Source organism: Streptomyces sp. NPDC045955, assembly GCF_056430805.1.
Genome location: NZ_JBWKKY010000015.1, coordinates 94,343 through 116,146, shown reverse-complemented (window position 1 = coordinate 116,146; position 21,804 = coordinate 94,343). Strand labels below are relative to the sequence as shown.

22 protein-coding genes and 3 pseudogenes are annotated in these 21,804 nt (G+C 71.5%); 10 read left to right on the top strand and 15 right to left on the bottom strand.

Features of this window, described 5'->3' with window-relative positions; genetic code table 11:
• Window positions 1-145: 145 nt before the first annotated feature.
• The 3 genes from AC07F0_RS28425 (at window position 146) to AC07F0_RS28415 (ending at window position 3,804) form a co-directional block, all read left to right on the top strand.
• Entirely contained in the window at window positions 146-583 is a 438-nt protein-coding gene (locus AC07F0_RS28425) for a Fur family transcriptional regulator (RefSeq protein ID WP_010038222.1), read from the top strand.
• A 51-nt stretch (window positions 584-634) separates the two neighbouring features.
• Window positions 635-2,860, top strand: coding sequence for a catalase/peroxidase HPI (gene katG / locus AC07F0_RS28420; RefSeq protein WP_436726079.1), 2,226 nt, complete (start codon window positions 635-637; stop codon window positions 2,858-2,860).
• A 164-nt stretch (window positions 2,861-3,024) separates the two neighbouring features.
• Complete coding sequence (locus AC07F0_RS28415) at window positions 3,025-3,804, top strand: carbonic anhydrase (protein WP_478982934.1); 780 nt, start codon at window positions 3,025-3,027, stop codon at window positions 3,802-3,804.
• Window positions 3,805-3,849: 45 nt separating this feature from the next.
• Here the strand turns inward: AC07F0_RS28415 and AC07F0_RS28410 are convergent, their stop codons facing one another.
• Window positions 3,850-5,265 carry a Tat pathway signal sequence domain protein gene (locus AC07F0_RS28410; protein ID WP_478982933.1) on the bottom strand — a complete coding sequence of 472 codons (1,416 nt, stop codon included), beginning with the start codon at window positions 5,263-5,265 and terminating at the stop codon, window positions 3,850-3,852.
• A gap of 127 nt (window positions 5,266-5,392) precedes the next feature.
• Window positions 5,393-7,111: a VanW family protein gene (locus tag AC07F0_RS28405; protein ID WP_478982932.1), complete on the bottom strand. Its 1,719-nt coding sequence runs from the start codon at window positions 7,109-7,111 to the stop codon at window positions 5,393-5,395.
• A 219-nt stretch (window positions 7,112-7,330) separates the two neighbouring features.
• Here AC07F0_RS28405 and AC07F0_RS28400 point away from each other — a divergent pair, with 219 nt between their 5' ends.
• The 3 genes from AC07F0_RS28400 to AC07F0_RS28390 all read left to right on the top strand — a co-directional run bounded on the left by AC07F0_RS28400 (window position 7,331) and on the right by AC07F0_RS28390 (window position 10,256).
• The gene (locus tag AC07F0_RS28400; protein WP_478982931.1) at window positions 7,331-8,599 is read left to right on the top strand and encodes a glycosyltransferase family 4 protein; all 1,269 of its coding nucleotides are present in this window, start codon (window positions 7,331-7,333) and stop codon (window positions 8,597-8,599) included.
• Window positions 8,596-9,432 (top strand): transferase, encoded by an 837-nt coding sequence (locus AC07F0_RS28395; protein WP_478982930.1) that lies wholly within the window; start codon window positions 8,596-8,598, stop codon window positions 9,430-9,432. Before AC07F0_RS28400 ends, AC07F0_RS28395 begins: the two co-directional genes overlap by 4 nt.
• Window positions 9,433-9,593: 161 nt before the next feature.
• Window positions 9,594-10,256: a YceI family protein gene (locus AC07F0_RS28390; protein ID WP_478982929.1), complete on the top strand. Its 663-nt coding sequence runs from the start codon at window positions 9,594-9,596 to the stop codon at window positions 10,254-10,256.
• Window positions 10,257-10,280: 24 nt separating this feature from the next.
• On the opposite strand, the gene AC07F0_RS28385 is transcribed toward AC07F0_RS28390, so the two are convergent.
• The 6 genes from AC07F0_RS28385 to AC07F0_RS28360 all read right to left on the bottom strand — a co-directional run bounded on the left by AC07F0_RS28385 (window position 10,281) and on the right by AC07F0_RS28360 (window position 15,317).
• Window positions 10,281-10,781, bottom strand: a complete 501-nt coding sequence (locus AC07F0_RS28385) for a molybdenum cofactor biosysynthesis protein (protein WP_436726086.1) — start codon at window positions 10,779-10,781, stop codon at window positions 10,281-10,283.
• A complete protein-coding gene (locus AC07F0_RS28380; protein ID WP_478982928.1) occupies window positions 10,778-11,848 on the bottom strand; it encodes an MASE1 domain-containing protein in 1,071 nt (356 codons plus the stop codon). Before AC07F0_RS28380 ends, AC07F0_RS28385 begins: the two co-directional genes overlap by 4 nt.
• Before the next feature lie 50 nt (window positions 11,849-11,898).
• The gene (locus AC07F0_RS28375; RefSeq protein ID WP_478982927.1) at window positions 11,899-12,729 is read right to left on the bottom strand and encodes a PP2C family protein-serine/threonine phosphatase; all 831 of its coding nucleotides are present in this window, start codon (window positions 12,727-12,729) and stop codon (window positions 11,899-11,901) included.
• 85 nt (window positions 12,730-12,814) lie between these two features.
• Entirely contained in the window at window positions 12,815-13,615 is an 801-nt protein-coding gene (locus AC07F0_RS28370; protein ID WP_478982926.1) for a DUF817 domain-containing protein, read from the bottom strand.
• A gap of 27 nt (window positions 13,616-13,642) precedes the next feature.
• The gene (locus AC07F0_RS28365) at window positions 13,643-14,299 is read right to left on the bottom strand and encodes a hypothetical protein (RefSeq protein ID WP_478982925.1); all 657 of its coding nucleotides are present in this window, start codon (window positions 14,297-14,299) and stop codon (window positions 13,643-13,645) included.
• Window positions 14,300-14,318: 19 nt separating this feature from the next.
• On the bottom strand, window positions 14,319-15,317 hold the full coding sequence (locus AC07F0_RS28360) for an inorganic phosphate transporter (protein WP_478982924.1): 999 nt from the start codon (window positions 15,315-15,317) through the stop codon (window positions 14,319-14,321).
• Window positions 15,318-15,466: 149 nt separating this feature from the next.
• Here AC07F0_RS28360 and AC07F0_RS28355 point away from each other — a divergent pair, with 149 nt between their 5' ends.
• From AC07F0_RS28355 to tpg, 3 genes and pseudogenes are all read left to right on the top strand, one after another.
• The gene (locus AC07F0_RS28355; protein WP_478982923.1) at window positions 15,467-16,069 is read left to right on the top strand and encodes a DUF998 domain-containing protein; all 603 of its coding nucleotides are present in this window, start codon (window positions 15,467-15,469) and stop codon (window positions 16,067-16,069) included.
• A 10-nt stretch (window positions 16,070-16,079) separates the two neighbouring features.
• Window positions 16,080-16,489 (top strand): annotated as a pseudogene (locus AC07F0_RS28350) (P-loop NTPase family protein); the annotation flags it as partial.
• 22 nt (window positions 16,490-16,511) lie between these two features.
• Window positions 16,512-16,856, top strand: a pseudogene (gene tpg / locus AC07F0_RS28345) (telomere-protecting terminal protein Tpg); the annotation flags it as partial.
• On the opposite strand, the gene AC07F0_RS28340 reads toward tpg, so the two are convergent.
• Window positions 16,822-17,844: a phosphotransferase enzyme family protein gene (locus AC07F0_RS28340; protein WP_478982984.1), complete on the bottom strand. Its 1,023-nt coding sequence runs from the start codon at window positions 17,842-17,844 to the stop codon at window positions 16,822-16,824. The pseudogene tpg and the gene AC07F0_RS28340 overlap by 35 nt on opposite strands.
• Before the next feature lie 246 nt (window positions 17,845-18,090).
• Here AC07F0_RS28340 and AC07F0_RS28335 point away from each other — a divergent pair, with 246 nt between their 5' ends.
• Window positions 18,091-18,444 carry a hypothetical protein gene (locus tag AC07F0_RS28335; RefSeq protein WP_478982922.1) on the top strand — a complete coding sequence of 118 codons (354 nt, stop codon included), beginning with the start codon at window positions 18,091-18,093 and terminating at the stop codon, window positions 18,442-18,444.
• 71 nt (window positions 18,445-18,515) lie between these two features.
• Here the strand turns inward: AC07F0_RS28335 and AC07F0_RS28330 are convergent.
• From AC07F0_RS28330 to grpE, 6 genes and pseudogenes are all read right to left on the bottom strand, one after another.
• Window positions 18,516-19,574: pseudogene (locus AC07F0_RS28330) on the bottom strand (hypothetical protein); the annotation flags it as partial.
• Window positions 19,575-19,673: 99 nt separating this feature from the next.
• A complete protein-coding gene (locus tag AC07F0_RS28325; protein ID WP_478982921.1) occupies window positions 19,674-19,808 on the bottom strand; it encodes a hypothetical protein in 135 nt (44 codons plus the stop codon).
• Window positions 19,805-19,951 carry a hypothetical protein gene (locus AC07F0_RS28320; protein ID WP_478982920.1) on the bottom strand — a complete coding sequence of 49 codons (147 nt, stop codon included), beginning with the start codon at window positions 19,949-19,951 and terminating at the stop codon, window positions 19,805-19,807. Before AC07F0_RS28320 ends, AC07F0_RS28325 begins: the two co-directional genes overlap by 4 nt.
• A gap of 7 nt (window positions 19,952-19,958) precedes the next feature.
• Window positions 19,959-20,639, bottom strand: coding sequence for a class I SAM-dependent methyltransferase (locus AC07F0_RS28315; protein ID WP_478982919.1), 681 nt, complete (start codon window positions 20,637-20,639; stop codon window positions 19,959-19,961).
• A 119-nt stretch (window positions 20,640-20,758) separates the two neighbouring features.
• Entirely contained in the window at window positions 20,759-21,151 is a 393-nt protein-coding gene (locus AC07F0_RS28310; RefSeq protein ID WP_436726093.1) for a DUF2267 domain-containing protein, read from the bottom strand.
• Between the two features lie 109 nt (window positions 21,152-21,260).
• Entirely contained in the window at window positions 21,261-21,803 is a 543-nt protein-coding gene (gene grpE, locus AC07F0_RS28305; protein WP_478982918.1) for a nucleotide exchange factor GrpE, read from the bottom strand.
• Window position 21,804: the final 1 nt, after the last annotated feature.

Genomic DNA, 21,804 nt, shown 5'->3' with positions numbered 1-21,804 from the left:
GATGCTGTGACCGAGCTCACAGTGCGTCAACAGGCGTGCCAGGCCAAGCCGTACACGCGCCCATCCGAGCGGCACCCGCGCGACACCAAAATTGAACCGTTCGTTTTCTTGAATCATTCGTGTTTGTGCGGCTAGGTTGTCCGTCATGACCGCATCCCGGAACCCGACCGCCGCCGAGGAACTGCGCGGTGCCGGCCTGAGGGTGACGGCCGCCCGCGTCGCACTGCTCCAGGCCGTGCGGGACGGCGACCACCTCGGCGCCGAGGCGATCGCCTCCGAGGTACGCGGCCGCGTCGGCCACATCTCCGTCCAAGCCGTGTACGAGGGGCTCCACGCACTCACCGCGGCGGGACTCATACGCCGCCTCGAACCACCCGGCAGCCCGGCCCTCTACGAGGGACGGGTCGGTGACAACCACCACCACCTCGTGTGCCGGTCCTGCGGGGCCGTCGCCGACGTCGACTGCGCGGTCGGCCACGCCCCCTGCCTGACCGCGTCCGACGACCGAGGCTTCGCCGTCGACGAGGCCGAGGTCATCTACTGGGGCCTGTGCCCCGCCTGCTCCACCGCCCGCAGTACCTGAGCGATGTGATCCACCCGAGCACCGTGTTCCACCCCGTCCGGAAGGATTTCCATGACTGAGAACCACGACGCGATCGTCACCGACGCGAAGCAGGAGGAGACGAGCGGCGGCTGCCCCGTGGCGCACGGCCGCGCCCTGCATCCCACTCAGGGGGGCGGCAACCGTCAGTGGTGGCCGGAGCGCCTCAACCTGAAGATCCTTGCCAAGAATCCCGAGGTGGCCAACCCGCTCGGTGGGGAGTTCGACTACGCCGAGGCGTTCCAGGCCCTCGACCTCGCGGCCGTGAAACAGGACATCGCCGAGGTGCTGACCACCTCGCAGGACTGGTGGCCGGCCGACTTCGGCAACTACGGCCCCCTGATGATCCGCATGGCCTGGCACAGCGCGGGCACCTACCGCATCAGCGACGGCCGCGGCGGCGCCGGCGCCGGACAGCAGCGCTTCGCCCCGCTCAACAGCTGGCCGGACAACGGCAACCTCGACAAGGCCCGCCGTCTGCTGTGGCCCGTGAAGAAGAAGTACGGCCAGAGCATCTCCTGGGCCGACCTCATGATCCTCACCGGTAACGTCGCCCTGGAGCAGATGGGCTTCGAGACCTTCGGCTTCGCCGGCGGCCGCGAGGACGTCTGGGAGCCCGAGGAGGACGTGTACTGGGGCCCCGAGACCACTTGGCTCGACGACAAGCGCTACACCGGCGACCGTGAGCTGGAGAACCCGCTCGGCGCCGTCCAGATGGGCCTCATCTACGTCAACCCGGAGGGCCCGAACGGCAACCCGGACCCGCTCGCCGCGGCCCGCGACATCCGTGAGACGTTCCGCCGCATGGCGATGAACGACGAGGAGACCGTCGCCCTGATCGCCGGTGGCCACACCTTCGGCAAGACCCACGGCGCCGGCCCGGCCGACCACGTCGGCGCCGACCCCGAGGCCGCCTCCATGGAGGAGCAGGGCCTGGGCTGGCGGAGCACCTACGGCACGGGCAAGGGCGGCGACGCCATCACCTCCGGCCTGGAGGTCACCTGGACCTCGACGCCGACCCAATGGAGCAACGGGTTCTTCAAGAACCTCTTCGAGTTCGAGTACGAGCTCGAGCAGAGCCCGGCCGGCGCCCACCAGTGGGTGGCGAAGGACGCCCCGGAGATCGTCCCGGACGCGCACGACTCCTCGAAGAAGCACCGCCCGAAGATGCTCACCACGGACCTGGCGCTGCGCTTCGACCCGATCTACGAGCCGATCTCCCGCCGGTTCTATGAGAACCCGCAGGAGTTCGCGGACGCCTTCGCCCGCGCCTGGTTCAAGCTGACCCACCGTGACATGGGCCCGAAGTCGCTGTACCTCGGCCCGGAGGTCCCGGAGGAGACCCTGCTGTGGCAGGACCCGCTGCCCGAGCCCGAGGGCGAGGTCATCGACGCCGAGGACATCGCGACGCTGAAGACCAAGCTGCTGGAGTCGGGTCTGTCCGTCTCGCAGCTGGTGTCCACCGCGTGGGCGTCGGCGTCCACCTTCCGCGGCAGCGACAAGCGCGGCGGTGCCAACGGCGCCCGTATCCGCCTGGAGCCGCAGCGCGGCTGGGAGGTCAACGAGCCCGACGAGCTGGCCCAGGTCCTGCGGGTCCTGGAAGGCATCCAGCAGGAGTTCAACGCCGGCTCCGGCGCCAAGAAGGTCTCCCTGGCCGACCTGATCGTCCTCGGTGGCTCCGCCGCCGTCGAGAAGGCCGCCAAGGAAGCCGGCTTCCAGGTGGAGGTCCCCTTCACCGCGGGCCGTGTGGACGCGACGCAGGAGCACACCGACGCGGAGTCCTTCGAGGCGCTCGAGCCGACCGCCGACGGGTTCCGCAACTACCACGGCAAGGGCAACCGCCTGCCGGCCGAGTACCTGCTGCTCGACCGGGCGAACTTGCTGACCCTGAGCGCCCCCGAGATGACCGTCCTGGTCGGCGGCCTGCGGGTGCTCGGCGCCAACTACCAGCAGTCCCAGCTCGGCGCCCTCACCGCGACGCCCGGCTCGCTGACGAACGACTTCTTCGTCAACCTGCTCGACCTGGGCACGACGTGGAAGGCGACCTCCGAGGACCAGACCACGTTCGAGGGTCGCGACGCCGCCACCGGCGAGGTCAAGTGGGCCGGCTCCCGCGCCGACCTGGTCTTCGGCTCGAACTCCGAGCTGCGGGCGCTCGCCGAGGTCTACGCGAGCGACGACGCGAAGGAGAAGTTCGTGAACGACTTCGTCGCCGCGTGGGTCAAGGTCATGAACCTGGACCGGTTCGACCTGGTCTGATCACCTCCGCATGACAGCGCGCCCGGGCCGGGAGGCCCGGGCGTTCTGCCGGTTGCCTGAGCGTCCGTCAAAAACCGTTCAAAGTAAGAACATCACTTACCCAACTCTCACCATGAAACGGCAAGGACCGCGGTCGGGCGCGCGGTCGGGCATACGTTCTGGCCGTGAACTCACATGCCACCGCCCACAGAGGCACCGGCCCTGAACCGCACTCCTTCGCCGGTCCACGGCCGACCACAGGCGGCACCGTCCGCCGCACTCTTCTGCGCACCGCGCTGACCGGGGCCGCCGCGCTCGGCGCGGGCCTCACAGCCGCCCGCCCGGCCGCCGCCACGAGCGGGCCCGGCACCGGACCACGGCCGAGCACCCCGCAGGAGGCCCTCGCGGAACTGGCCGCGGGCAACTGTCGCTGGCGCGCCTTCCGCGAGCGCCATCCACACGAAACCCCGGCGATCCGGAAGGCGTTGACCACGGCCCAGCACCCCTTCGCGGTCGTGCTCGGCTGCATCGACTCCCGCGTGCCCCCGGAGCTGGTCTTCGACCAGGGGCTGGGTGACCTGATGACCGTGCGCACCGCCGGGGAGGTCCTGGACGAGGCCGTGCTCGGCAGCGTCGCCTACGGCGTCCTGGAACTGGGCATACCGCTGGTCGTGGTGCTCGGGCACCAGTCGTGCGGCGCGGTGCGTGCCGCGGTCGAGGCGGAGGAGTCCGGCGGGCGCCTGCCCGCCCACATCCAGTACCTCGCCGACCAGATACGCCCGGCCATAGACCACAGCACGGAAGGAGACGCGCGGATCGACGCCACGGTCGACGCCAACGTCCGCCTCGTCCGCTCCCGGCTGGCCGCGGAGCCCGACCTCGCCGCCAAGGTGAGCACCGGCCGGCTGGCGATCGTCGGCGCCCGTTACGAACTGACCGACCAGGCCGTGCACCGCGTCAGTTGAGAGCAACCGGCCCGCTGTGCGCCACAGCGGGCCGGGCCCGGCCTGTCACACCCGCAGCGGATTGAAGCGCGCCGCCGCCATCAGGTACCAGGCCGTCGCACCCGTGTGCCGGTACGGGTAGTAGCCGAAGCCGAACCCGGTGTCCAGCGGACTGCTCGCGGAGACCACCCCGGCCCGCTCGGGAAGCGCCTTGCCGCCGACGGTCTGACCGGCGCCCAGCAGCTCCTGGGCGCGCTCGGTCGACGTGAGCAGCCGCCGGGCACGCGCCTCGTCACCACGCTTCCCGCGGTCCCGCAGGGCGAGCGCGAGATGAGCCGTCCCCTCGAACCACACACCGTTGCGGTCGGGTCTGGGCTGGCCCGGTGCGATCGGCGCTTCCTCGTTCGCCACCAGGCTCGCGGAACTGAAGGTGACCCCCTCGTACGACTGTCCCGCGGGCACCGTGCTGTTCGTGCGGCCGGAGTGATCCAGTACGGCCAGCTCCGCCACGGCCCAGTCCAGGGAGCGGGCGTACCCGCCCGTGCGGGAGCCGAACGCGAGATGGGTCCAGGTCTGGGTGTCCTCCGGGACCGGGGACATGTTGATGGTCACTCCGTCGTTGGTGCCGGTGTAGAAGAAGCCTCTGGCCGGTTCCCACATCCGGCGCACGAAGGCCTCGGCCCGCGCCCGCCGTTGAAGCCACGCCTTCTCGCCGGTCAGCCGGGCGAGCCGGCCGAAGAGGCACACCAGGTCCGTGTTGTGCTCGGTCGACGTGAACGGCAGCCGCTGATTCGCCCCGTCGACGCCGAACTTGTAGCCGCCGAGCGGTTCGTCGGTACGGCCGGTCCGCTCGATCCACTCGCCGATCCGTACGGCACCGCTGAGGAAACGACGCGCCCCCGTGCGGCGGGCGAGGGCGCTCAGCGCGATGCCCGCCCAGGCCATGTCGCCCACGGCCGTCCCGGTGAAGCCGAACTGCGTACCGACGTTGGCGGTGCCGTCCGCCCGGACGAAGCCGTCGGGCTGGAGCGAGCCGTCGTAGAAGGTGTACGGCCCGACGTTGTAGGCCTGCCGGAGCCTGCCGTCGTCGTACGCCGGGTCGTGCGTCTGCGCGTAGAGCAGGGCGTCGCCCAACGCCGTCGCCCTGGCCAGGCTTTCCGGCCTCCGGGCCGCGAGGTGGGCCAGGATCGCCAGGGCGTTGTCGTAGGTGAACGCGGTGCTGAAGAGGCCCGCCTGGTCGGTGTAGCTCTGGGTCAGGCGGACGCTGCCGTGGTCGGGGTAGGCGTCCATGGCGGCGGCGAGAAAGGCGCGCCCCCTGGCCGGGGCCGACAGCGGGCCGGCCTCCGTCGCGCCCCCGGCGCTGTCCGAACCCGCCGCCAGGGCCTGCCCGGAGCCTGCCGCGGCGATCCCCGCGGCGCTGATGCCGAGGCCGGCACCGATGAGCGAACGCCGGCTCAGCGCCGGGCCTTGTCTGCCAGTCATGGGTCTCCTTTGAGAGCGCTCTCAGCACTGGGCGCTCATTGTGCTGGGGCCCTTGGTGAGGGTCAACGCCCCGGCGGGAAAGGAGAGTTCCAGAAGAAGGGGAGCGGGAAGGCGACCGCCGGATGGATCACTCGCAGACGATCTCGTCACGCGGCGTGTAGTGCGTACGGAACGGCTCCCGCCGCACTTCCCGGCCGTCGTCGTAGAAGACCCGCTCCACGGTGACGTCGAACCCTTCGAGCGGTGTCTGCGGCACGCACTCCTTGTCGTCGCTCACTTTCCTCCCGGGCTTCTTCACCTCGGTGCGCGGGCCCTTGACCGACTTGATCTCGTCGTACTTCCGGGTGCCGAGGAAGGAGACGGTCACGGACGTGTCCGTGGACTCGGCCTGGATGTAGATCGCCTTGCCGGAGTCGTTGGTGAACCTCAGATCCAGGCTGCCCCAGGCGACCGTCGCCTCGCGGCCCTCCGGGTACCGCTCGATGTAGAAGGAGTGCGCGCCGTGCTCCACGGGCTTGACCCCGGCGAAGAACAGCGCGTTGTACACGGTCGTCGCCACGGACGAGACGCCGCCGCCGGACGCCTTCGTGAACTGGTCGTTGAGGATGATGATGCCCTCGACGAAGCCGTTGGCCTCGGTGCGTTCGCCGACGGTCCGGTTGAAGCTCCACGTCTCGCCGGGCCTGACCAGGGAGCCGTTGATGAGTTCCACGGCCCTGCCGATGTTCTTCGTGCGGTACTCCGCCGGTTCGAAGTGGACGGTGAAGGAGGACATCTTCTCCGTCAGCCCCAGCTCGGCCGCGTTCTCGCGGGTGACCTCGGGCTGGGTCCGGTCGACGGCCACCGCGCCGCTGCGGTCCGCGCCCGACCTGGTGAGCAGCGGCAGCACCGCTTTGCCCAGTGCCTTGTCGGTGACCTTCTGGCCCACCCTGGCGTCCTCCGTCACCACGGCCTTGTCGCCGTCCGGCCGGAGCTTCGCGTTCCGGGCGGTGGTGGTGACGTCCATGAGCGGGCCCGCCACGGCGGGATCATCGCGCAGCCCCTCGGCGTCCAGCTCCGGTCTCAGCCGTCCGCCGCCGTCCGGCCGCATCGCCAGATGCTCGCCCAGGACGGCCGGTCCGACCGTGAACCGCTTGCCGCCCGCGGTGAGCGTGACGGGCGCCGACATCGCCGGATCGGCGAACGTGCGCACCGCCCGCCGTACCTCGTCGGCCGTGACCTTCGGCCGGGTCTCGCGGGCGGGCAGCGGCGTGACCGAGCGGGTGTCGCCCCGCAGGAAGGAGGAGCGCAGCGGGCCGACCGCGCCGGCCACGTCCAGCGTGTACCCCGTGCGCGGTGCGACCACCTCGACCCGCCCGTCGTCGAAGGCCACGGCACCGTCCCGGACCTTCTGGTCGAGCCCCTTCGCCACCTGGGCGAGGGCGGCCCGGGCCTTGTCCTCGTCGAGGTGCACGACCGGCTCCACGGCACCGCCCGAGCGGAAGAACGCGCCGATCACGCTGACCGGGCCGGCGCCGGTGCGTGCCGCCCGGTCGACGGTCTCCTCGGCGTCGAAGGAGAGCCCGGCGCGCCGCGGATCGACCGTGCCCGTGCGGTCACCGACCTTCACGCGCAGCTCCCGCGCCCCCGCCGCGTCCAGGTGCCGCTCCAGCTTCCGCACCGCCTCCGCACGGCTCAGGCCGCCGATCTCCACCCCGCGCACCGTCGTGCCGGAGTCGATCTCCCCGCCCGTCAGCATCAGCCCGGCGAGATACAGCCCGCCGGCACCCACGGCCAGCGCGCCGCCGGCCAGGGCCAGGGGCGGAAGGGAGGTGATGCGCGGGAGGGGGGTTATGCGGGGGCGCATGGGTCTCCCTGGAGATCGATGACGACGGTGCACCCGATGACGCGACGCCGCCGCGGGCAAACACATCAAGCTATGCACATGCGGGCGGCAGACCGGTATGGCCCAGACCACTTATGTCCGAGATCACTCCGGAACCGGCCGGTCCGTACCCGTATTCCTGCAGGCCACAGAGTGATAACGGCGAACAACTGTCGGGTGGTTGGCGCCGTCTACGCGGACATGAAGATTTCTTTCCTGATTCACAACGCCTATGGAATCGGAGGCACGATCACCACCACGTTCAACCTCGCCGGGGCGCTCGCCGGGCGGCACGACGTGGAGATCGTCTCCGCTTTACGCCACCGCGAGCATCCCAACCTCGTCCTGGATCCCCGGGTGCGGCTGCGCGCGCTGGTGGACCTGCGCAAGGAGGCGGACCATCCGCTGCACCAGAGACCGGCGAAGGTCTTCCCGTCCGCCGAGTACCGCCACCACCAGTACAGCGAGCTGACCGACCAGCGGATCGGCGAGTGCCTGGAGGCGATCGACACCGACGTCGTCATCGGCACCCGCCCCGGCCTCAACGTGCACATCGCGCGGCAGGCCCCGCAGCGCGTCCTTCGCGTCGGCCAGGAGCACCTCACCCTCGACAACCACTCACCCGCCCTGCGCACCGCACTGCGCCGCGCCTACCGCCGCCTCGACGTGATCACCACTGTCACGGAAGCGGACGCCGCGGCCTACCGGCGCAAGATGTGGCTGCCCGGCGTCCACGTCGAGGCCCTCCCGAACAGCGTCCCCGACCCCGCGCTGCCTCCCGCCGACGGCACCGCCAAGATCGTCATCGCCGCCGGCCGGCTGGTCCCGGTGAAGCGCTACGACCTGCTCATCGAGGCGTTCTCCCAGGTCGCCGCCGCCTTCCCGGACTGGCAGCTGCGCATCTACGGCAAGGGCGAGGAACAGCCCAGACTGCGGGAACTCATCGAACGGCTCCACCTGTGGAACAACGTGTTCCTGATGGGGGCCGCCACGCCCATGGAGGCCGAGTGGGCCAAGGGCTCGATCGGTGCGGCCGCCTCCAACTTCGAGCCGTTCGGCATGACCATCGTCGAGGCGATGCGCTGCGGACTGCCCGTCGTCAGCACCGACTGCCCCTACGGCCCCGGCGAGATCATCCAGGACGGAGCCGACGGCCGGCTGGTGCCGGTCGGCGACGCCGACGCCCTCGCCTCGGCCCTGCTGGAACTCGTCGGCGACGACGAACGGCGCCGCCGCATGGGCCACACCGCCCTGCAGAACGCGCACCGCTTCGCCCCGGGCCCCGTCGTCGCCCATGCCGAACGCATCCTGGAGGACGCCCTCACGGCCCGGACCACGGACCGACCGACCTCCACCCCCCAGGACCACCGGAGCAACAGCGCACTGATCGGCCGGAGCCACGCCGCCCGCGACGCGGCCCACGCCGCGGCCGTCGGCGCACTGCGCGCGATACGCAAGGGACGCCGATGACCACACACCTCGACACCCACCTGCGCACCCACTGCGCGATCGACACGGACGGCCGCATCACCTTCCGCCTCCCGCCGGCCCCGGCCCCCCGCCCCCAGCTGCTCCTCCGGCTGCGCCCCAAGAAGGGTCGCCCCGAGACGACGCTCCGCCTCCTCGACCTGGAGCCCGGCCGGGCCGACGGCGACCTGCGCGCCGTACTGGAACCGCACCCCGCTCTCGACGAGGGCCGCTGGGACCTGTACCTGCTGCCGGAACCGGGAGCCGAACGGCAGAGGCTGCGCCCCGGCCTCAGAGACCTGCGCGCCCTCGTCGACGGTCACCTCCGCGATCGGCCGTCACCGGTGGCCGTCAGGATCCCGTACGTCACGAAGGACGGCTTCCTCGCGCTCAGGGCATGGCGGCGCACCGCCCACGCGGAGGCCCGCACCGTCGACGTCACGGAACAGGCCGTGACCGTCGAGGCCCGCCTGCACGGCACCGACCTCCACGAGGACGCCACCGTCCGGCTGCGCCTGCGGGGGACCGCCACCGTACGGGACCTGCGGCCCCGGATCGACGACGACGGCAGGGGCTTCTCCTTCACCGCCGGCCAGGAGGACCTGACGGGTGGTGACGAAGCCCCGGGCCGGATCTGGGACGCCTTCGTCCGGCCCGCAGCCGACGCGCCGCCGGTCAGGATCGGCCGGCTCCTCGACGACGTGGCGGACCGCAAGCACGTCTTCGTCTACCCGGCGCTCACGGCGGGCGGATCGTCCTCACGCCCCTACTTCACCGTCGACAACGACCTCGCGATCGAGGTGACACCGGCCGAATCGCCGAAATGCCCGAAGTGAAAATTCCGGGACTTCCGGATGGTTATTTGGTCGGCACCTGGCGGCAGGCATGTGTGGATTCTGTGCAAAGCAGCGGCAAAAAGGTCAGGCGCTCCTCCGCAACAGCCGTAAACGCCAAGGGGACTTGCGGCAATAACCAAACTCAAGTACCTAGATGAATCATGAACCTGTTCAACCGCGTCGTGCCGTCCCGCCGGCACACGCCGCCAGTCCCCCCACAGCGTCCCGCCGGCGCACCGGCTTCCCCCACCGCGGTCCTGCCCGACCCCGACCTGGCGAATCTCACCGGCGAATGGGTCGTCGACCCCGCTCACAGCAGGATCGGCTTCTCCGTCCGGCATGCCATGGTGACCACCGTGCGCGGTTGTTTCCTTGAGTACGAAAGCCGCCTCTACTTCGACGCGCGCAACCCCGCCCGATCGCGGGCCGACCTCACCCTGTTCACCGCCAGCGTCGACACCGGCGTGGAACAACGCGACGCCCACCTGGTCGGCCGGGACTTCCTGGATGCCGCGACTTATCCGCGTATGCGCTTCACCAGTACCGCGGTGGAACAGATGGGCGCCGACCTCTTTCACATGTCGGGCGAGCTCACCATCAAGGGCATATCGCGGCCGGTCGTCCTGGAGATGACCTATATCGGACACGTCACCGACCCCTTCGGTTACGAAAGGGTCGGATTCGACGGCACCACCACCATCAACCGCTCCGACTGGGGGCTGACGTACAACAGCAGGCTGGCCGAGGGAGGTGCGATGGTGAGCGAGAAGGTGCGTCTGCAACTCGACATCGCCGCCATCCGCACGCCCCCGGCGGCCGGCTGACCGCGCCGGGCCCGGCCGCAGGTCTCAGGGCCCGGTGTCACCGGTCCCGGCCACGACGCGGAACGTCGCCGGGCCCAGCGTGATCACCCCGTCGCTCAGCGGCGTGCACCGCACACCGCCCCGCCCGCGCAGGGCGCGCTGGGCGCCGGGGCCGATGGTCACATCCATCCAGGCGCACGGCCGGGCCGGCCGGTTCACGGCGAACAGCACCGGCCCGGTGCCGCAGTCGAGGGCGATCGTCGATCCGACACAGGAGTCGATGTCGACGCCGCGGAGCAGGACGTTGCGGCGGGTGTGCCTCAGGTCGGCGTCCGCCGGGAGGTTCTCCGCGGCCATGAAGGTCACCGCCGCGTTCCGGTGGGCCGGCCGGGCGTAGTAACGGTCGCCGACCAGCCCCAGGCCGCGGCGCACCTCCACACGGGGGACGCGCTCGTCGGACGGGCCGGGGGAGGGGCCGTCCGACGGCCGTCCGGCCAGCCGGTGCGCGGGCGACACCAGCAGTTGCAGCACCTCCACCTCCGTCATGGCGTCGCCCCTATGCCGCGGTCGCCGCCACCCGGCGGGTCCCCGCGAGGCGTACGGTCACTCGCCCTGCTCCGCCCGACCCCACCGTCCTCCAGAAGGGCCCGGCCGTCCGCCGACTCGCCCGCGGTGAGGTGCTCCAGGACCTCGACCAGTTCCTGGCACGCGCGCTCCACCGAGCGCCGGGTGTGGATCTGCTCGGTGATCACGGCCGACAGGATCAAGGCCGTCAGGGCCATCGCCCCGTTGAACGCCTGGAGCTTGATCATCACCTCCACCTGGGTCAGCCGCTCGAACGGCCCGGCCCGGTCGGTCGCCGCCACCGTGGTCATGACCGACGCGAAGAGGGCGCACAGCATGCTGCCGGCCAGCTGGAACCGCAGAGCCGCCCAGATCAGCAGGGGATAGACGAGGAAGATCAGGCTGAGCGAGCTGTGCGCGGCCAGCGGAACGACGCAGCAGGCGATCAGCGCCAGACCCGAGGCCTCCTTCCAGCGCGACAGGCGCAGCGGCGGGCGGACGCGAGTCAGCAGGAGCAGCACCGGGGTGACGATCAGCACGCCCATCGCGTCGCCCACCCACCAGGCCAGCCACACTGCCCAGAAGCCCGGCCATTCGAGTCTGCCCGAGGCGAGCAGGATGCCCGCGCCGATGGTCGAGCTGATCAGCATGGCGGTGAGCGCGCCCAGGAACACCAGGGCGAGACCGTCCCGCAGACGCGCCAGATCGGTCCGGAAACCCGTCCGGCGCAGCAGCAGGTATCCCACGACGGGGGCCACCGTGTTGCCCGCCAGCACGCCGAACACCCAGGGGTCCAAAGGCGTGAGGGAGAGGATCACGAAGAAGGCGCCCAGGGCGATCCCCGGCCAGCAGCGCAGCCCGAAGATCAGCAGGAAGGCGACCGAGACGCCGGTCGGAGGCCAGATGGGGGTGACGACCGAGCCCTCGACGACCAGTTCCCGCATCAGACCGAGCTGCCCCGAGACGTAGTAGCAGGCGGCGACGGCCAGCGTCTGCAGAGCGACGACGGCCGACGTACGCAGATCCCGGCTACCCACCACAGCAGCCATGAGACACCGGCGCCGCCGCGACGGCGAGGTGAGAGCGGGGCCCTGCGGCCCTATGGCTGAGCCTGGGGTCCGTCGAGGCCGACGACCAGGACGGCGGCGTCGTCGTCGTGCCCGACCCGCTCCGCGCCCCTGATCAGGGCGGCCGCGAGCGCGTCCACGTCCATGCCCGTCACCGCCGCGATGCCCGCGAGCCGCATCACCTGGTCCAGGCCCTCTTCGAGCGGTAGGCGGGGCCCCTCCACGACACCGTCCGTGAGCAGTACGAACATGCCCCCCGTGGTCAGCTCGTACCGGGTCACCGGATACGACATCCCCGCCAGGATCCCCAGCGGCGGCCCGCCCTCGTCCGCGGTGACGCCGGACTTCCCGTCGGCGGTGGCCCAGACGCAGGGCAGGTGCCCGGCCCGCGCGCTCTCCAGCACGCCGGCACACGGGTCGAGCCGCATGAACGTGCAGGTGGCGAACAGGTCGGAGCTCAGTGACAGCAGCAGCTCGTTGGTCCGGGCCAGGACCTCGCCCGGCTCGCTGGTGACGGAGGCCAGGGCTCGCAGCCCGGCCCGCACCTGTCCCATGAAGGCGGCGGCTTCGATGTTGTGGCCCTGGACGTCACCGATGGACAGGCCGATCCGGCCGTCTCCCAGGGTGAAGGCGTCGTACCAGTCCCCGCCCACGTTGAGCCCCTGGCACGCGGGCGCGTACCGCACGGCGAGATGCAGGCGGCGGGCGACGGGCAGGTCGCGCGGGAGCATGCCGCGCTGCAGCGCGATGGCCAGCTCGACCCGCGACCGCTGCATCTCGGCCTGCGCACGCGCCTGAGCCGTCAGCGCCCCGAGCCTGGTCAGCAGCTCGTCGCCGTCGTCCGTCGTGCCGGTGCGGGCCATGGATCACTCCGGCGGGGATGGTCACGGTCGGTGACGACCCTCGAAGGCAAATCACCCAATTTATTCCCATAGGATGATACGTGGATCACGTCCCGTCGACGACTCGCGCTCCCCGCGCCCGCCCCACCGCCGCCAGGACGAAGGTGACGCTGATCAGCAACGCCCAGGCGCCGAACTTCTCCACCCCCACCGGCTCCCAGCCGTGCTCCTGGTACGGATAGCGCCAGGCACCGACGAGGGTGGCGAGGTTCTCCGCCGCCCACAGGAAGAAACCGATCAGGGCGAACGACAGCGCCAGCGGCATCCGCCGGCGCACACCCCGCACCGTGAAACACACCGACGTCCCCGCGGTGACGGCCAGCAGCAGCCCCGCCAGCACCCAGCGGACGTCGGGCAGCCAGTGATGGCTGAAGAAGTTGACGTAGACGGCCGCGGCCACCACTGCCGTCGCCCGCGGGCGGTAGCGCGCGAGCCCGAGATCGAACAGATGCCAGGCCCGGCACACGTAGCTGCCCACGGCCGCGTACAGAAACCCGCCGTACAGCGGAACGCCGGCGAACTTCAGCACGCCCGGCTCCGGATAGCTCCACGAACCGAGCGACACCTTCACCAGCTCGAAGGCCAGGCCGATGACATGACAGACCGTGATGACGGCGACGTCCCGCCCGTTCTCCCAGCCACGCAGCCAGAACACCAGCGTGAGCAGCACGCCGTAGACCACCAGCAGGTCGTAGCGCGCCACGGGAAGGTCGGGCAGCAGGGCGGACACGGCCACGCCGGACAGCAGCGCGATGGGGAACGCGCACGCCCGGGTCTGCGTCCAGGCGAAGTCGAGCAACTGCCGAACCGGCGCGGCCCAGGGGCCGGCGAAGCTTGGAGGGATCATGGTGCCCTTTAGGACGGGCCCGCGCGCCTACCGGTTGCAGCGACCCTCGCGCCCCTCCCCGACCACGGCGCTGTCGTCCACGGCCGGCACCCGCCCGCCCCGCGCCAGGCCGTCCCCGGCCGCACGATCCCGGGCTTCCGCCACGGTCTTGCGCAGCAGCCGGGCAAGGCGCTGATCCGCGTCGGGCGCGGCGCACAGCACCCGGAGTGCGTGTTCCAGGTACCGCCGCCCCGGGCCGCGCCACCACAACAGATCGGCGGCACGGCCCGGCAGCCCGCCGCCTGGGGCGTGAGCCAGCTTCTCGCTCCGCCGACGGCAGGCACGGCCCTGCCGGGCCAGACGCCGGGACGCGGGGCGTAGCACGCCCGCCGCGTCCACGACCGAGCCGACGAGCAGCGACGTGTACGCCCTGTCCGGGGGGCGGGCGTCGGCGAGTTCGGCGGCCAGCGGCCACAGGGCGTGCCGGGTGGCGTCACCGACGCTGTCGTTGACCACGCGGGCCAGAGCCGCGAGCGCCGGATGCGTACCGGCGGGGCTGTCGGTGAACCCGCCGCCGGCCAGCAACGCGGCGCTCTCCATCAGACAGGCACCGTCGCCGGGGTCCAGATGCGCGAAACGCCCGGGCGCCGGAAGTCCGTCCGGAGGTAGGTCAGGGGACTGTCGGGGCGGCGGAGAGACGACCATGTGGGCCTCCTGGCGGGCGTCACAGACCGGTGACGGTGTGCAGAAGGAGGTAGAGCGCGGCGGCGGGAATCCCGGCGCCGAAGAACGTGAGCACCCAGGCCGTGACGATGGAGCGGGCCACTTGCCAGCGTACGTCCGAGGCGCGCCGGGTGGCACCGGCACCCAGAATGGCCGCGGTGATCGTCTGCGTGGTGGAGATCGGCGCCTTCACCAGGAACGCGGTGATGTAGAGGACGGTCGCGGCGGCGGTCTCGGCGGCGAACCCGCGTGGCGGATCGAGGTGCACGATGCGCCGGCCGAGCGTGGTGATGATGCGACGCCCGCCGGTGTAGGTACCGGCTGCCATGGCGGCCGCCACGGCGGCGATCACCCACACCGGAACGGAGAAGTCGTCCTGCCAGCCCGCCGTGACCAGGGCGAGCACGATGACCCCCATGGTCTTCTGTGCGTCCTGCAACCCGTGTCCCAGCCCCATCGCGGCGGCGGAGACGGTCTGTGCCATACGGAAGCGGCGCGTGGTCCGACGGGGCGTCGAACGACGGAACGTCCACAGGATGGCCACGTGCAGCAGATAGCCGAGGGCCACGCCGACCAGCGGGGACAGCAGCATCGGCAGGACGACCTTGTCCACGATCCCTGACCAGTGCACGATCGCCGAAGCGGCGAGCGCGGCACCGACCAGCCCGCCGATCAGCGCGTGCGAGGACGAAGTCGGCAGCCCCCGCCACCAGGTGAACACGTTCCAGCCGATGGCCCCGATGAGCGCGCACAGGACCAGCAGCAGACCCGAGTCGCCCTCGGGCGCGCCGATGATCCCGCTGCCGACGGTCTGGGCCACCTCGGTCCCCAGGAAGGCGCCGCAGAAGTTCATCACCGCGGCCATGGTCAGCGCCACGCGCGGCGTCAGGGCCCTGGTGGAGATGGAGGTGGCGATCGCGTTCGCCGCGTCGTGGAAGCCGTTGGTGAAGTCGAAGGTCAGCCCCACGATGATGATCAGCACCACCAGCGTGAGCTCCATGACCGATCACCTTTCCGCGGGCCGAGCACCGGACCGCCACGGGCGCCGTCGGCGCACGAGTCCATCGTGCCGCGAAACCCCCGGACGGACCCGCCCGGAGCGGCGGTAGTGGGACGAGGGGAGCGGGTGATCCGTTTTACGGTGTTCCGGTGCGATCTGTTCCGAAATGGGTTCTGCTGTCGTCGGGGTGCGCCCCCGCCGTGCTGATCATTGGCTGGATGGTGGCGGCGGCACTGCAAGGACCCGCCTACGACCCGGCCGCTCAGACCATCAGCGTCCTGGCGGCCCCCGGAGGCTCGGGCTACTGGGTGATGACGGGCGCGTTCATCACCCTGGGCGTCTGCCACCTGCTCAGCGCCTGGGGACTGCGCCCGGCCGCGACCCCCGGCCGGCTGGCCCTCGCGGCCGGGGGAGTGTCCGCCCTGGCGGTGGCCATGGTCCCGGCGCCGAGCAGCGGCGGCTCCCTGGGACACGGCTCGGTCGCCGCCGTCGGCTTCACCGTCCTGGCGGCATGGCCCGTCCTGGCCGTCCGGACCGGCGACGGCGTCCCATGGGCCCTGCGGCCCTTACCGTCCTTCGGAGCCACCGCGGTGATGGCGGTGGGCGCGGCATGGTTCCTGGTCGAGACGCAACTCCACGGCGTCGCCGGTGTCGCCGAACGCGCGGTCACGACCCTCCAGTCGGTCTGGCCGTTCGTGGTGGCCCTCTCCTGCCTGCGCCACTCCGCTCGTGGGGCCGTCGACCGTCGGTAGGGCGACCGGCGTGAAGGTGGGCAGCGAGGAAACCCGGCTGATCGTCCTGCGCGGCATCAGCGCCTCGGGCAAGTCGTCCGTCGCGGCCGGTCTGCCGCGAGAAGTGCGGCCGTGGCCTGGCCCTGGACGCCGGGTTCCCTGTCGTCGTCGAAGGCAGCCTCTCCGCCGACCGCTACGGCGACATGCTCGGCCGGCTGAGCGCCGACCACCGCGGCCCGACCCGCCGCTCCTACCTGGACGAACCGTTCGACGAGACCCTTGCCCGGCATGCCACCAAGCCGATCGCCGACGAGGTGGACGAGACCCGACTCCGCGACTGGTACCCCGCTGGATGTGCTGCCCGGCGGAGTCGAGACGGTCATCGGCGCCGACAGCACCCTCGAGGCGACCGCCGACCGCGTCATGCGCGACACCGGCCTGTGTCGTCCGGCGCGACAGCACAATGGAACGCGAGGTCACGGCGCGGTGGCAGCCCCAGATCCGGGCCGGGGCCAAACAGACGGCGGCCACCACCGCCGGCATCGTCATCGGCACCCGCGCCCGCTTCGGCTACCCGGCCGCCCCCGGCTCCACCGACGACGCCCGGCTGCGCCACTTCACCGTCGCCCTGCCCCCGCAGTACGCCGTCCGCCTCTTCGAGACGAAGGAAGCCGGCGGCACGGAACAGCAGCTGCGCGACATCGCGGCCGAGGCACTGGGCGAGGTGCACTTCCGCGACAACGGCCGCCTCACCCACGGCCTCGAAGTCGAGTTCACCGACGTGGAGCACCTCGAGTTCGACCTCTGACACAGTGTCGGCCGATGTCGATCGCGAGTTGCCGGTGCGCGCGGGCCATCTCGGTCAGATCGTCGCGCAGCTCGCCCAGCCAATCCGGTTCCCCCGGGGCGGGTCCGCCCAGCGCACGCGTGATGCGCACGAGAGAAGCCGCGGCATGCAGGCCGGCGAACAGCGGCAGGCGCCCCAAGTCCTCATCGTCGAACGGGCGCACGCTGCGGTATCCGTCGAGGAAGGCGTCGAACCGCGCCCGGTGCACAGGCGCGGGCCGACCGGTGTGGTCGGTCAGGTCGCGCACGGCGTAGGCGATGTCGGCGGCGTGCCAGGAGAGGGCGGCCTCGTCGAAGTCGTAGGCGATCGGCCCGTCCGCTTCCCAGGCCATGTTGTCCAGCTCGAAGTCACCGTGCACCACACCCCAGCGGTCCCGGCAACGCGGTAACTCGCGCATCACGTCGGCGAGCCGCGCCGTCGCCTCGACCAACTCGGCGTCATCGGCGAACAGGGCGCCGACAGACGGAAGTTCGCCGAAGGACTCGGGCAGCCCGGCAGCAAACCCTGCGGCATCGTGATGCAGACGGGCCAGCGCCCGCCCCCACTGCCATGCTTGCGATGCGGTGAGTTCGCCGACGTCGAGGTCCGCGCCGGGCGCAGGTTCGACGACCATGGCGTGCACGGCACCGAGACCGGTCGGCACGGTCACGGTCAGTGCCCCGGACCGGGCGGCGACCGGCCGCACCACCGCCGAGCCGCCGTCGCTGAGCCGCGCCATCAGTTCAGCCACCGCGGCCAGGGACTTCGGTCCCCGGTAGGAGTCGGGCACGAACCGCAGATAACGCCGTCGGCCGTTGTCCGGGAGCACGAACACATGGGAGGCGCTGGAACGCCACCACTTGGCAGTGCCGGCCGGGTAACCCCACTGGGCGGCGACATCGTCGGCGATCGGGCTGTCCCATGCTTCGGACACGGTCTGCTTGAGTCGATCGATCTCAGTCAAGGGCATCATCGTGAGTCAGCCTTGGCCATGCGGCCGGCAGTCACAAGCCGATTACCGAACGCCCTCCTGTGCCGGCGGAACGCCCGCGCGACGGCCCGAAATGTAACCGTATTCGCTCCGCCGCAGTTCGAGGTGTAACACGACGCTGCTCGCGCGACGCAGAAGTAGGCAGAAACGAGCCAGTCCGAAGCTGAATCCCACTGCCTGGTACGACCCCCTGTAAACCTCTCACGCGCGAGACGGGAATTTCCTGTGAACCACACCGACCCGGTTTCCGGCTACCAGACCTACGACCAGCCCCCGGGGCACGGCCGCCCCGCGCGCGACCAGACCACGTCGCGGCGGACGGCCCTTGCCATCTGCACGATCGCCGATGTGGCGGCTGGTCTGCTGGGCCTGTGGATCGTGCTCTACCTGCTCGACGCGAACCAGGCGAATCCCTTCGTCGAGTTCGTGCACGGAATGGCGGACTGGCTGTCCGGATGGGCACAGGACATTTTCACGATGGACACAGAGGGTTTGCGTGTCGTCCTCAATTACGGCCTTCCCGCGGTCATCTATTTGCTGATCGGCCACGGAATCGCCGCCCGGCTCAATCGGGTCTGAGGGTATTACCGGGGGTCGAACGGCAGGGGGCGGGGCGACAGCCCGCCCCGCCCCGGCACCGGAGAGCCATGTCACTCCTCGTCGCGCAGCCGGGCCGCCAAAGAGGCCAGTGCCTCGGTCTCGTCCGTGTGGCCCAGGGGAGTGAGGCGGGAGACCGCCGCGTCGAGGCGGGTGAGGGCAGGGGCCCGGCGCTCCAGGTAGAGGCCCTCCACCACGGCCGCGAGACGGACGCACTCGGCCCACTCCGCGGCGTGGCCCTGCTCCGCTCCCGGCTCGCCGAGCAGGGCGAGGGCCTTCTCCAAGGCGGCCAGGGCGTCCTCGTACTCACCGGTGTAGGCGTTGACCCGCCCGTACTCGTAGGCCAGGGCGGTGTCCAGGGAACGGCCGCGGGCCTCGTACCCGGCGGCGCGGGCGTCATCCGCGATCCGGCCGGCGTCGGCGAGGAAGGCGAGGGCGCCGGCCAGGCCGTCGGGGCCCTGCTGCTGGCCCTGGAGCCGGGCGAGTTCACGCAGGCAGTTGCTGAGCTGCTCGTAGCGCGGGTCCCGCGCGTGGGCGGCCAGTGCCTGCTCGGCCGCTTCGCGGGCCCGGCCGAACTCGCCGGACTCGCCGAGGAGTACGGCGGTCTCCGAGGCGATGACGGCATGGCTCCCCGGGTCGTCGTCCCAGCCTGCCGACTCGGCCGCGAGAGCGACGAACTCCGCCGTGGCGGCCTTGAGATCGTCTCCCGCGTGCAGCGCGCGGGCGCGGGTCAGCCGCAGCTGTGCGACGAGCCGGTCGTCCAGTTCTCCGGCGGTGACGTCCGGTTCGGCCAGCAGGGAGTCGAGCAGAGCGATGCAGTCCTCTACGCGGCCCGGGTCGAGGCTGAGCTGAGCCGCGCTGCTGTACGTGCAGAACGCGTCCGTCCGGCTGCCGCGGCGAAGCTCCACCTCCGCGGAGTGCGTCAGGTGCCGCAGTGCCTCGTCGGGGCGGCCCAGTTGCGTGCAGGCCTCGGCCAGATCGCCGCGGAGGCGGCTGGTGTCGACCGCGTCCGCGGGCCACTCGGCGGCCAGTCGCAGCCCCTCGGCCAGGTCCGTGTACGCGGCCTGCGCGTCCCGGAGGCCGAGCTGGAGCCGGCTCCGCAAGGCCGAGGCCGAGCTGGAGCCCGCCCCGCAAGGCCGAGGCCGGCCTTCTCGTACCGGTCGCGCATCCCCGTGAGCCACTGGCGCAGGCTCGCCTGTCGGCGCGCGGCGTCAGCGTGACGGTGGTGCCGGGCCGGGGGCGGGCGGAGGCGCACGGTCGTAGGTGTAGCCGCCGTTGACGACGCCGAGCCCGGCCGCCGAGGCGATCGCGGCGACCTGCCGGAACTCCTCCACGGTGGACGTCACCAGGACGGTGCGGTGGGTGCGCGCGAACTCAGCAGCACGCCTTTGACGTGCACCCGGTGGCCGTGGCGGCGCCCGGCCGGCACCGCCTCGGGCAGCACGCACGCGATGCCCTTCAGACCCACGGCCGGCAGGTCAGTTTTCACCGCTGTTTCACGTGACTCGTCCGGGCTTCGGAACCGTCTGGGTGACGCGCCACAGCCGCCGCGGCAAGCCGCCCTCCTCCCATGCGTGAACCTCTCGAAGGTCCCAGCCGTCGGCAAGGTCGTCGACCAGCTCGCGAGGAAAGAAGTGGACGGCGAAGCCGCCGTGCTCCCAGATGTCGTCGCCGTGCCCGATACCGTCCCGGTAGTGCGCGTCCCCGGTGTGCCGGACGGTGTAGACGAAGACGCCGCCCGGGCGCAGCACGCGGCGAACCTCGGCGACGAGCGCACGGATCTCCCGGGTGGACAGCGCCATGCACAGCAGCATGTGCGCGAACACGGCGTCCATCGAAGCGTCCGCGAGGGGCAGCGGCTCACGGGCGTCGTGCCAGGCCGTCGTGATCCGGGCGGACACGTCCTGGGCGTGGGCGGCCCGGCGCAGTTGCCCAAGCCCGGCCGGACTGAAGTCGGTGGCCAGTACGAAGAAGCCCTCGCGGGCGAAGAACAGCGCGTCACGGCCGTGCCCGGCGCCCAGCTCCAGCACCTCGCGGGCGCCGGTCGTCCGGAACACCGCGGCGGCGTGCACGGCGGCCTCGGACGGCTCCTCGCCGTACATTCCGGGGTGCTCGTCGTAGGTCCGCTGCCAGTGCTCGCGCTGCGCCTCGGACAGCTCCCGCTCGTGCCCCGACATGCGGACGCCCCTGTCGCTGTACGTTCCGCACGGTGGTGAATGACCGAGCCCGTTCGCGACGAGGCCGACAGCCGGCCGGCGTACGCCGTGCTGGGGCCCACGCCGACCGGCCGGTCGTGTCAGCCGGCGAGGTCGGCCCTGCCGAACAGGCCGGCGTAGCCGGAGGGAAGCTGGCTGAGGATCTGGTTCAGCTCGCCGCCGCTGACCGCCTCGGCCAGCGTGGTCAGGACGGCACTGGCATCCCACTCGGCGGTGCGCGGCCGGGCGCCGATGCGCTCGGCGACCCTGCGGCAGAACTCCTCGATCCCGAAGCTCTCGGCCTGCGGCGGCTTGGCATCCGCGAGCGTCTGCCCGAGCGGTCCGGGCAGCTGGGAGGCGAGGTCATCGACCTCACCAGGGCTGATCCTCTGGGCCAGCACGCTCAACACGGCCTCGGTGACCTTCGCGGCCTCGTCCTGGCTGCCGTACTCGCCGAGCTCGCGGACGCGGGCGAGGTACTCGTGGTGCTGCATCGTTCGTCACCTCCGCTTGCTGGAGCGTCGACGGCATCTGTGCGATGCCCTCTCTCCCTGTACCCAGGTATGCGACGTATGCGCCGGTCACCGCTGGTAATGCCGGGCCTCAGCTGCGCGCGACGGGGAAGGGCGGCGCACCACCGGCGGGGGAAGGGCGTACGCCCCGGTCGCCCCCGTGCGTACTCCCCGCCGGTGGAGCCGGCCCCGCGACCTCCACGTGGGCCGGGCGCAGCAGGTGGTCGCCCAGGCGATAGCCGGGCCGGAGGATCGCCGAGCAGACGAGCCGGTCGCTGCCGGGGGAGGGGTGGTGCGCCACGGCGTCATGGCAGGCGGGATCGAATGGGTCGCCCACCTCGCCGAACGACGTGACGCCCAGCGAGCCGAGCTGCTCCTCCAGGCTGCCGGCGATGTCCTCCAGACCCGGCGTGAGCGGCTCGTGCGCACACGCCCGGTCCACGGCGTCCAGCACGGGCAGCAGCGCCCGGAGCACGTTGGCCACCGCGATCTCACGCACGGCCAGGCGGTCCCGCCGGACCCGCTTGCGGTAGTTGTCGTACTCGGCCTTCACCCGCTGAAGGTCGGCGGTCCGCTCCTCCACGAGGCGCCGCAGCTCCGCCAGCTCGGTGTACTGCGGCCTGCTCCCGGTCATC

Excerpts from the sequence above, each read along its gene's own strand:
- AC07F0_RS28425 (WP_010038222.1), top strand. The coding sequence starts at position 146 with ATGACCGCATCCCGGAACCCGACCGCCGCCGAGGAACTGCGCGGTGCC.
- katG (WP_436726079.1), top strand. The coding sequence starts at position 635 with ATGACTGAGAACCACGACGCGATCGTCACCGACGCGAAGCAGGAGGAG.
- AC07F0_RS28410 (WP_478982933.1), bottom strand. The coding sequence starts at position 5,265 with ATGACTGGCAGACAAGGCCCGGCGCTGAGCCGGCGTTCGCTCATCGGT.
- AC07F0_RS28405 (WP_478982932.1), bottom strand. The coding sequence starts at position 7,111 with ATGCGCCCCCGCATAACCCCCCTCCCGCGCATCACCTCCCTTCCGCCC.
- AC07F0_RS28400 (WP_478982931.1), top strand. The coding sequence starts at position 7,331 with ATGAAGATTTCTTTCCTGATTCACAACGCCTATGGAATCGGAGGCACG.
- AC07F0_RS28395 (WP_478982930.1), top strand. The coding sequence starts at position 8,596 with ATGACCACACACCTCGACACCCACCTGCGCACCCACTGCGCGATCGAC.
- AC07F0_RS28390 (WP_478982929.1), top strand. The coding sequence starts at position 9,594 with ATGAACCTGTTCAACCGCGTCGTGCCGTCCCGCCGGCACACGCCGCCA.
- AC07F0_RS28385 (WP_436726086.1), bottom strand. The coding sequence starts at position 10,781 with ATGACGGAGGTGGAGGTGCTGCAACTGCTGGTGTCGCCCGCGCACCGG.
- AC07F0_RS28380 (WP_478982928.1), bottom strand. The coding sequence starts at position 11,848 with ATGGCTGCTGTGGTGGGTAGCCGGGATCTGCGTACGTCGGCCGTCGTC.
- AC07F0_RS28375 (WP_478982927.1), bottom strand. The coding sequence starts at position 12,729 with ATGGCCCGCACCGGCACGACGGACGACGGCGACGAGCTGCTGACCAGG.
- AC07F0_RS28370 (WP_478982926.1), bottom strand. The coding sequence starts at position 13,615 with ATGATCCCTCCAAGCTTCGCCGGCCCCTGGGCCGCGCCGGTTCGGCAG.
- AC07F0_RS28365 (WP_478982925.1), bottom strand. The coding sequence starts at position 14,299 with ATGGTCGTCTCTCCGCCGCCCCGACAGTCCCCTGACCTACCTCCGGAC.
- AC07F0_RS28360 (WP_478982924.1), bottom strand. The coding sequence starts at position 15,317 with ATGGAGCTCACGCTGGTGGTGCTGATCATCATCGTGGGGCTGACCTTC.
- AC07F0_RS28340 (WP_478982984.1), bottom strand. The coding sequence starts at position 17,844 with ATGCCCTTGACTGAGATCGATCGACTCAAGCAGACCGTGTCCGAAGCA.
- AC07F0_RS28315 (WP_478982919.1), bottom strand. The coding sequence starts at position 20,639 with ATGTCGGGGCACGAGCGGGAGCTGTCCGAGGCGCAGCGCGAGCACTGG.
- AC07F0_RS28310 (WP_436726093.1), bottom strand. The coding sequence starts at position 21,151 with ATGCAGCACCACGAGTACCTCGCCCGCGTCCGCGAGCTCGGCGAGTAC.
- grpE (WP_478982918.1), bottom strand. The coding sequence starts at position 21,803 with ATGACCGGGAGCAGGCCGCAGTACACCGAGCTGGCGGAGCTGCGGCGC.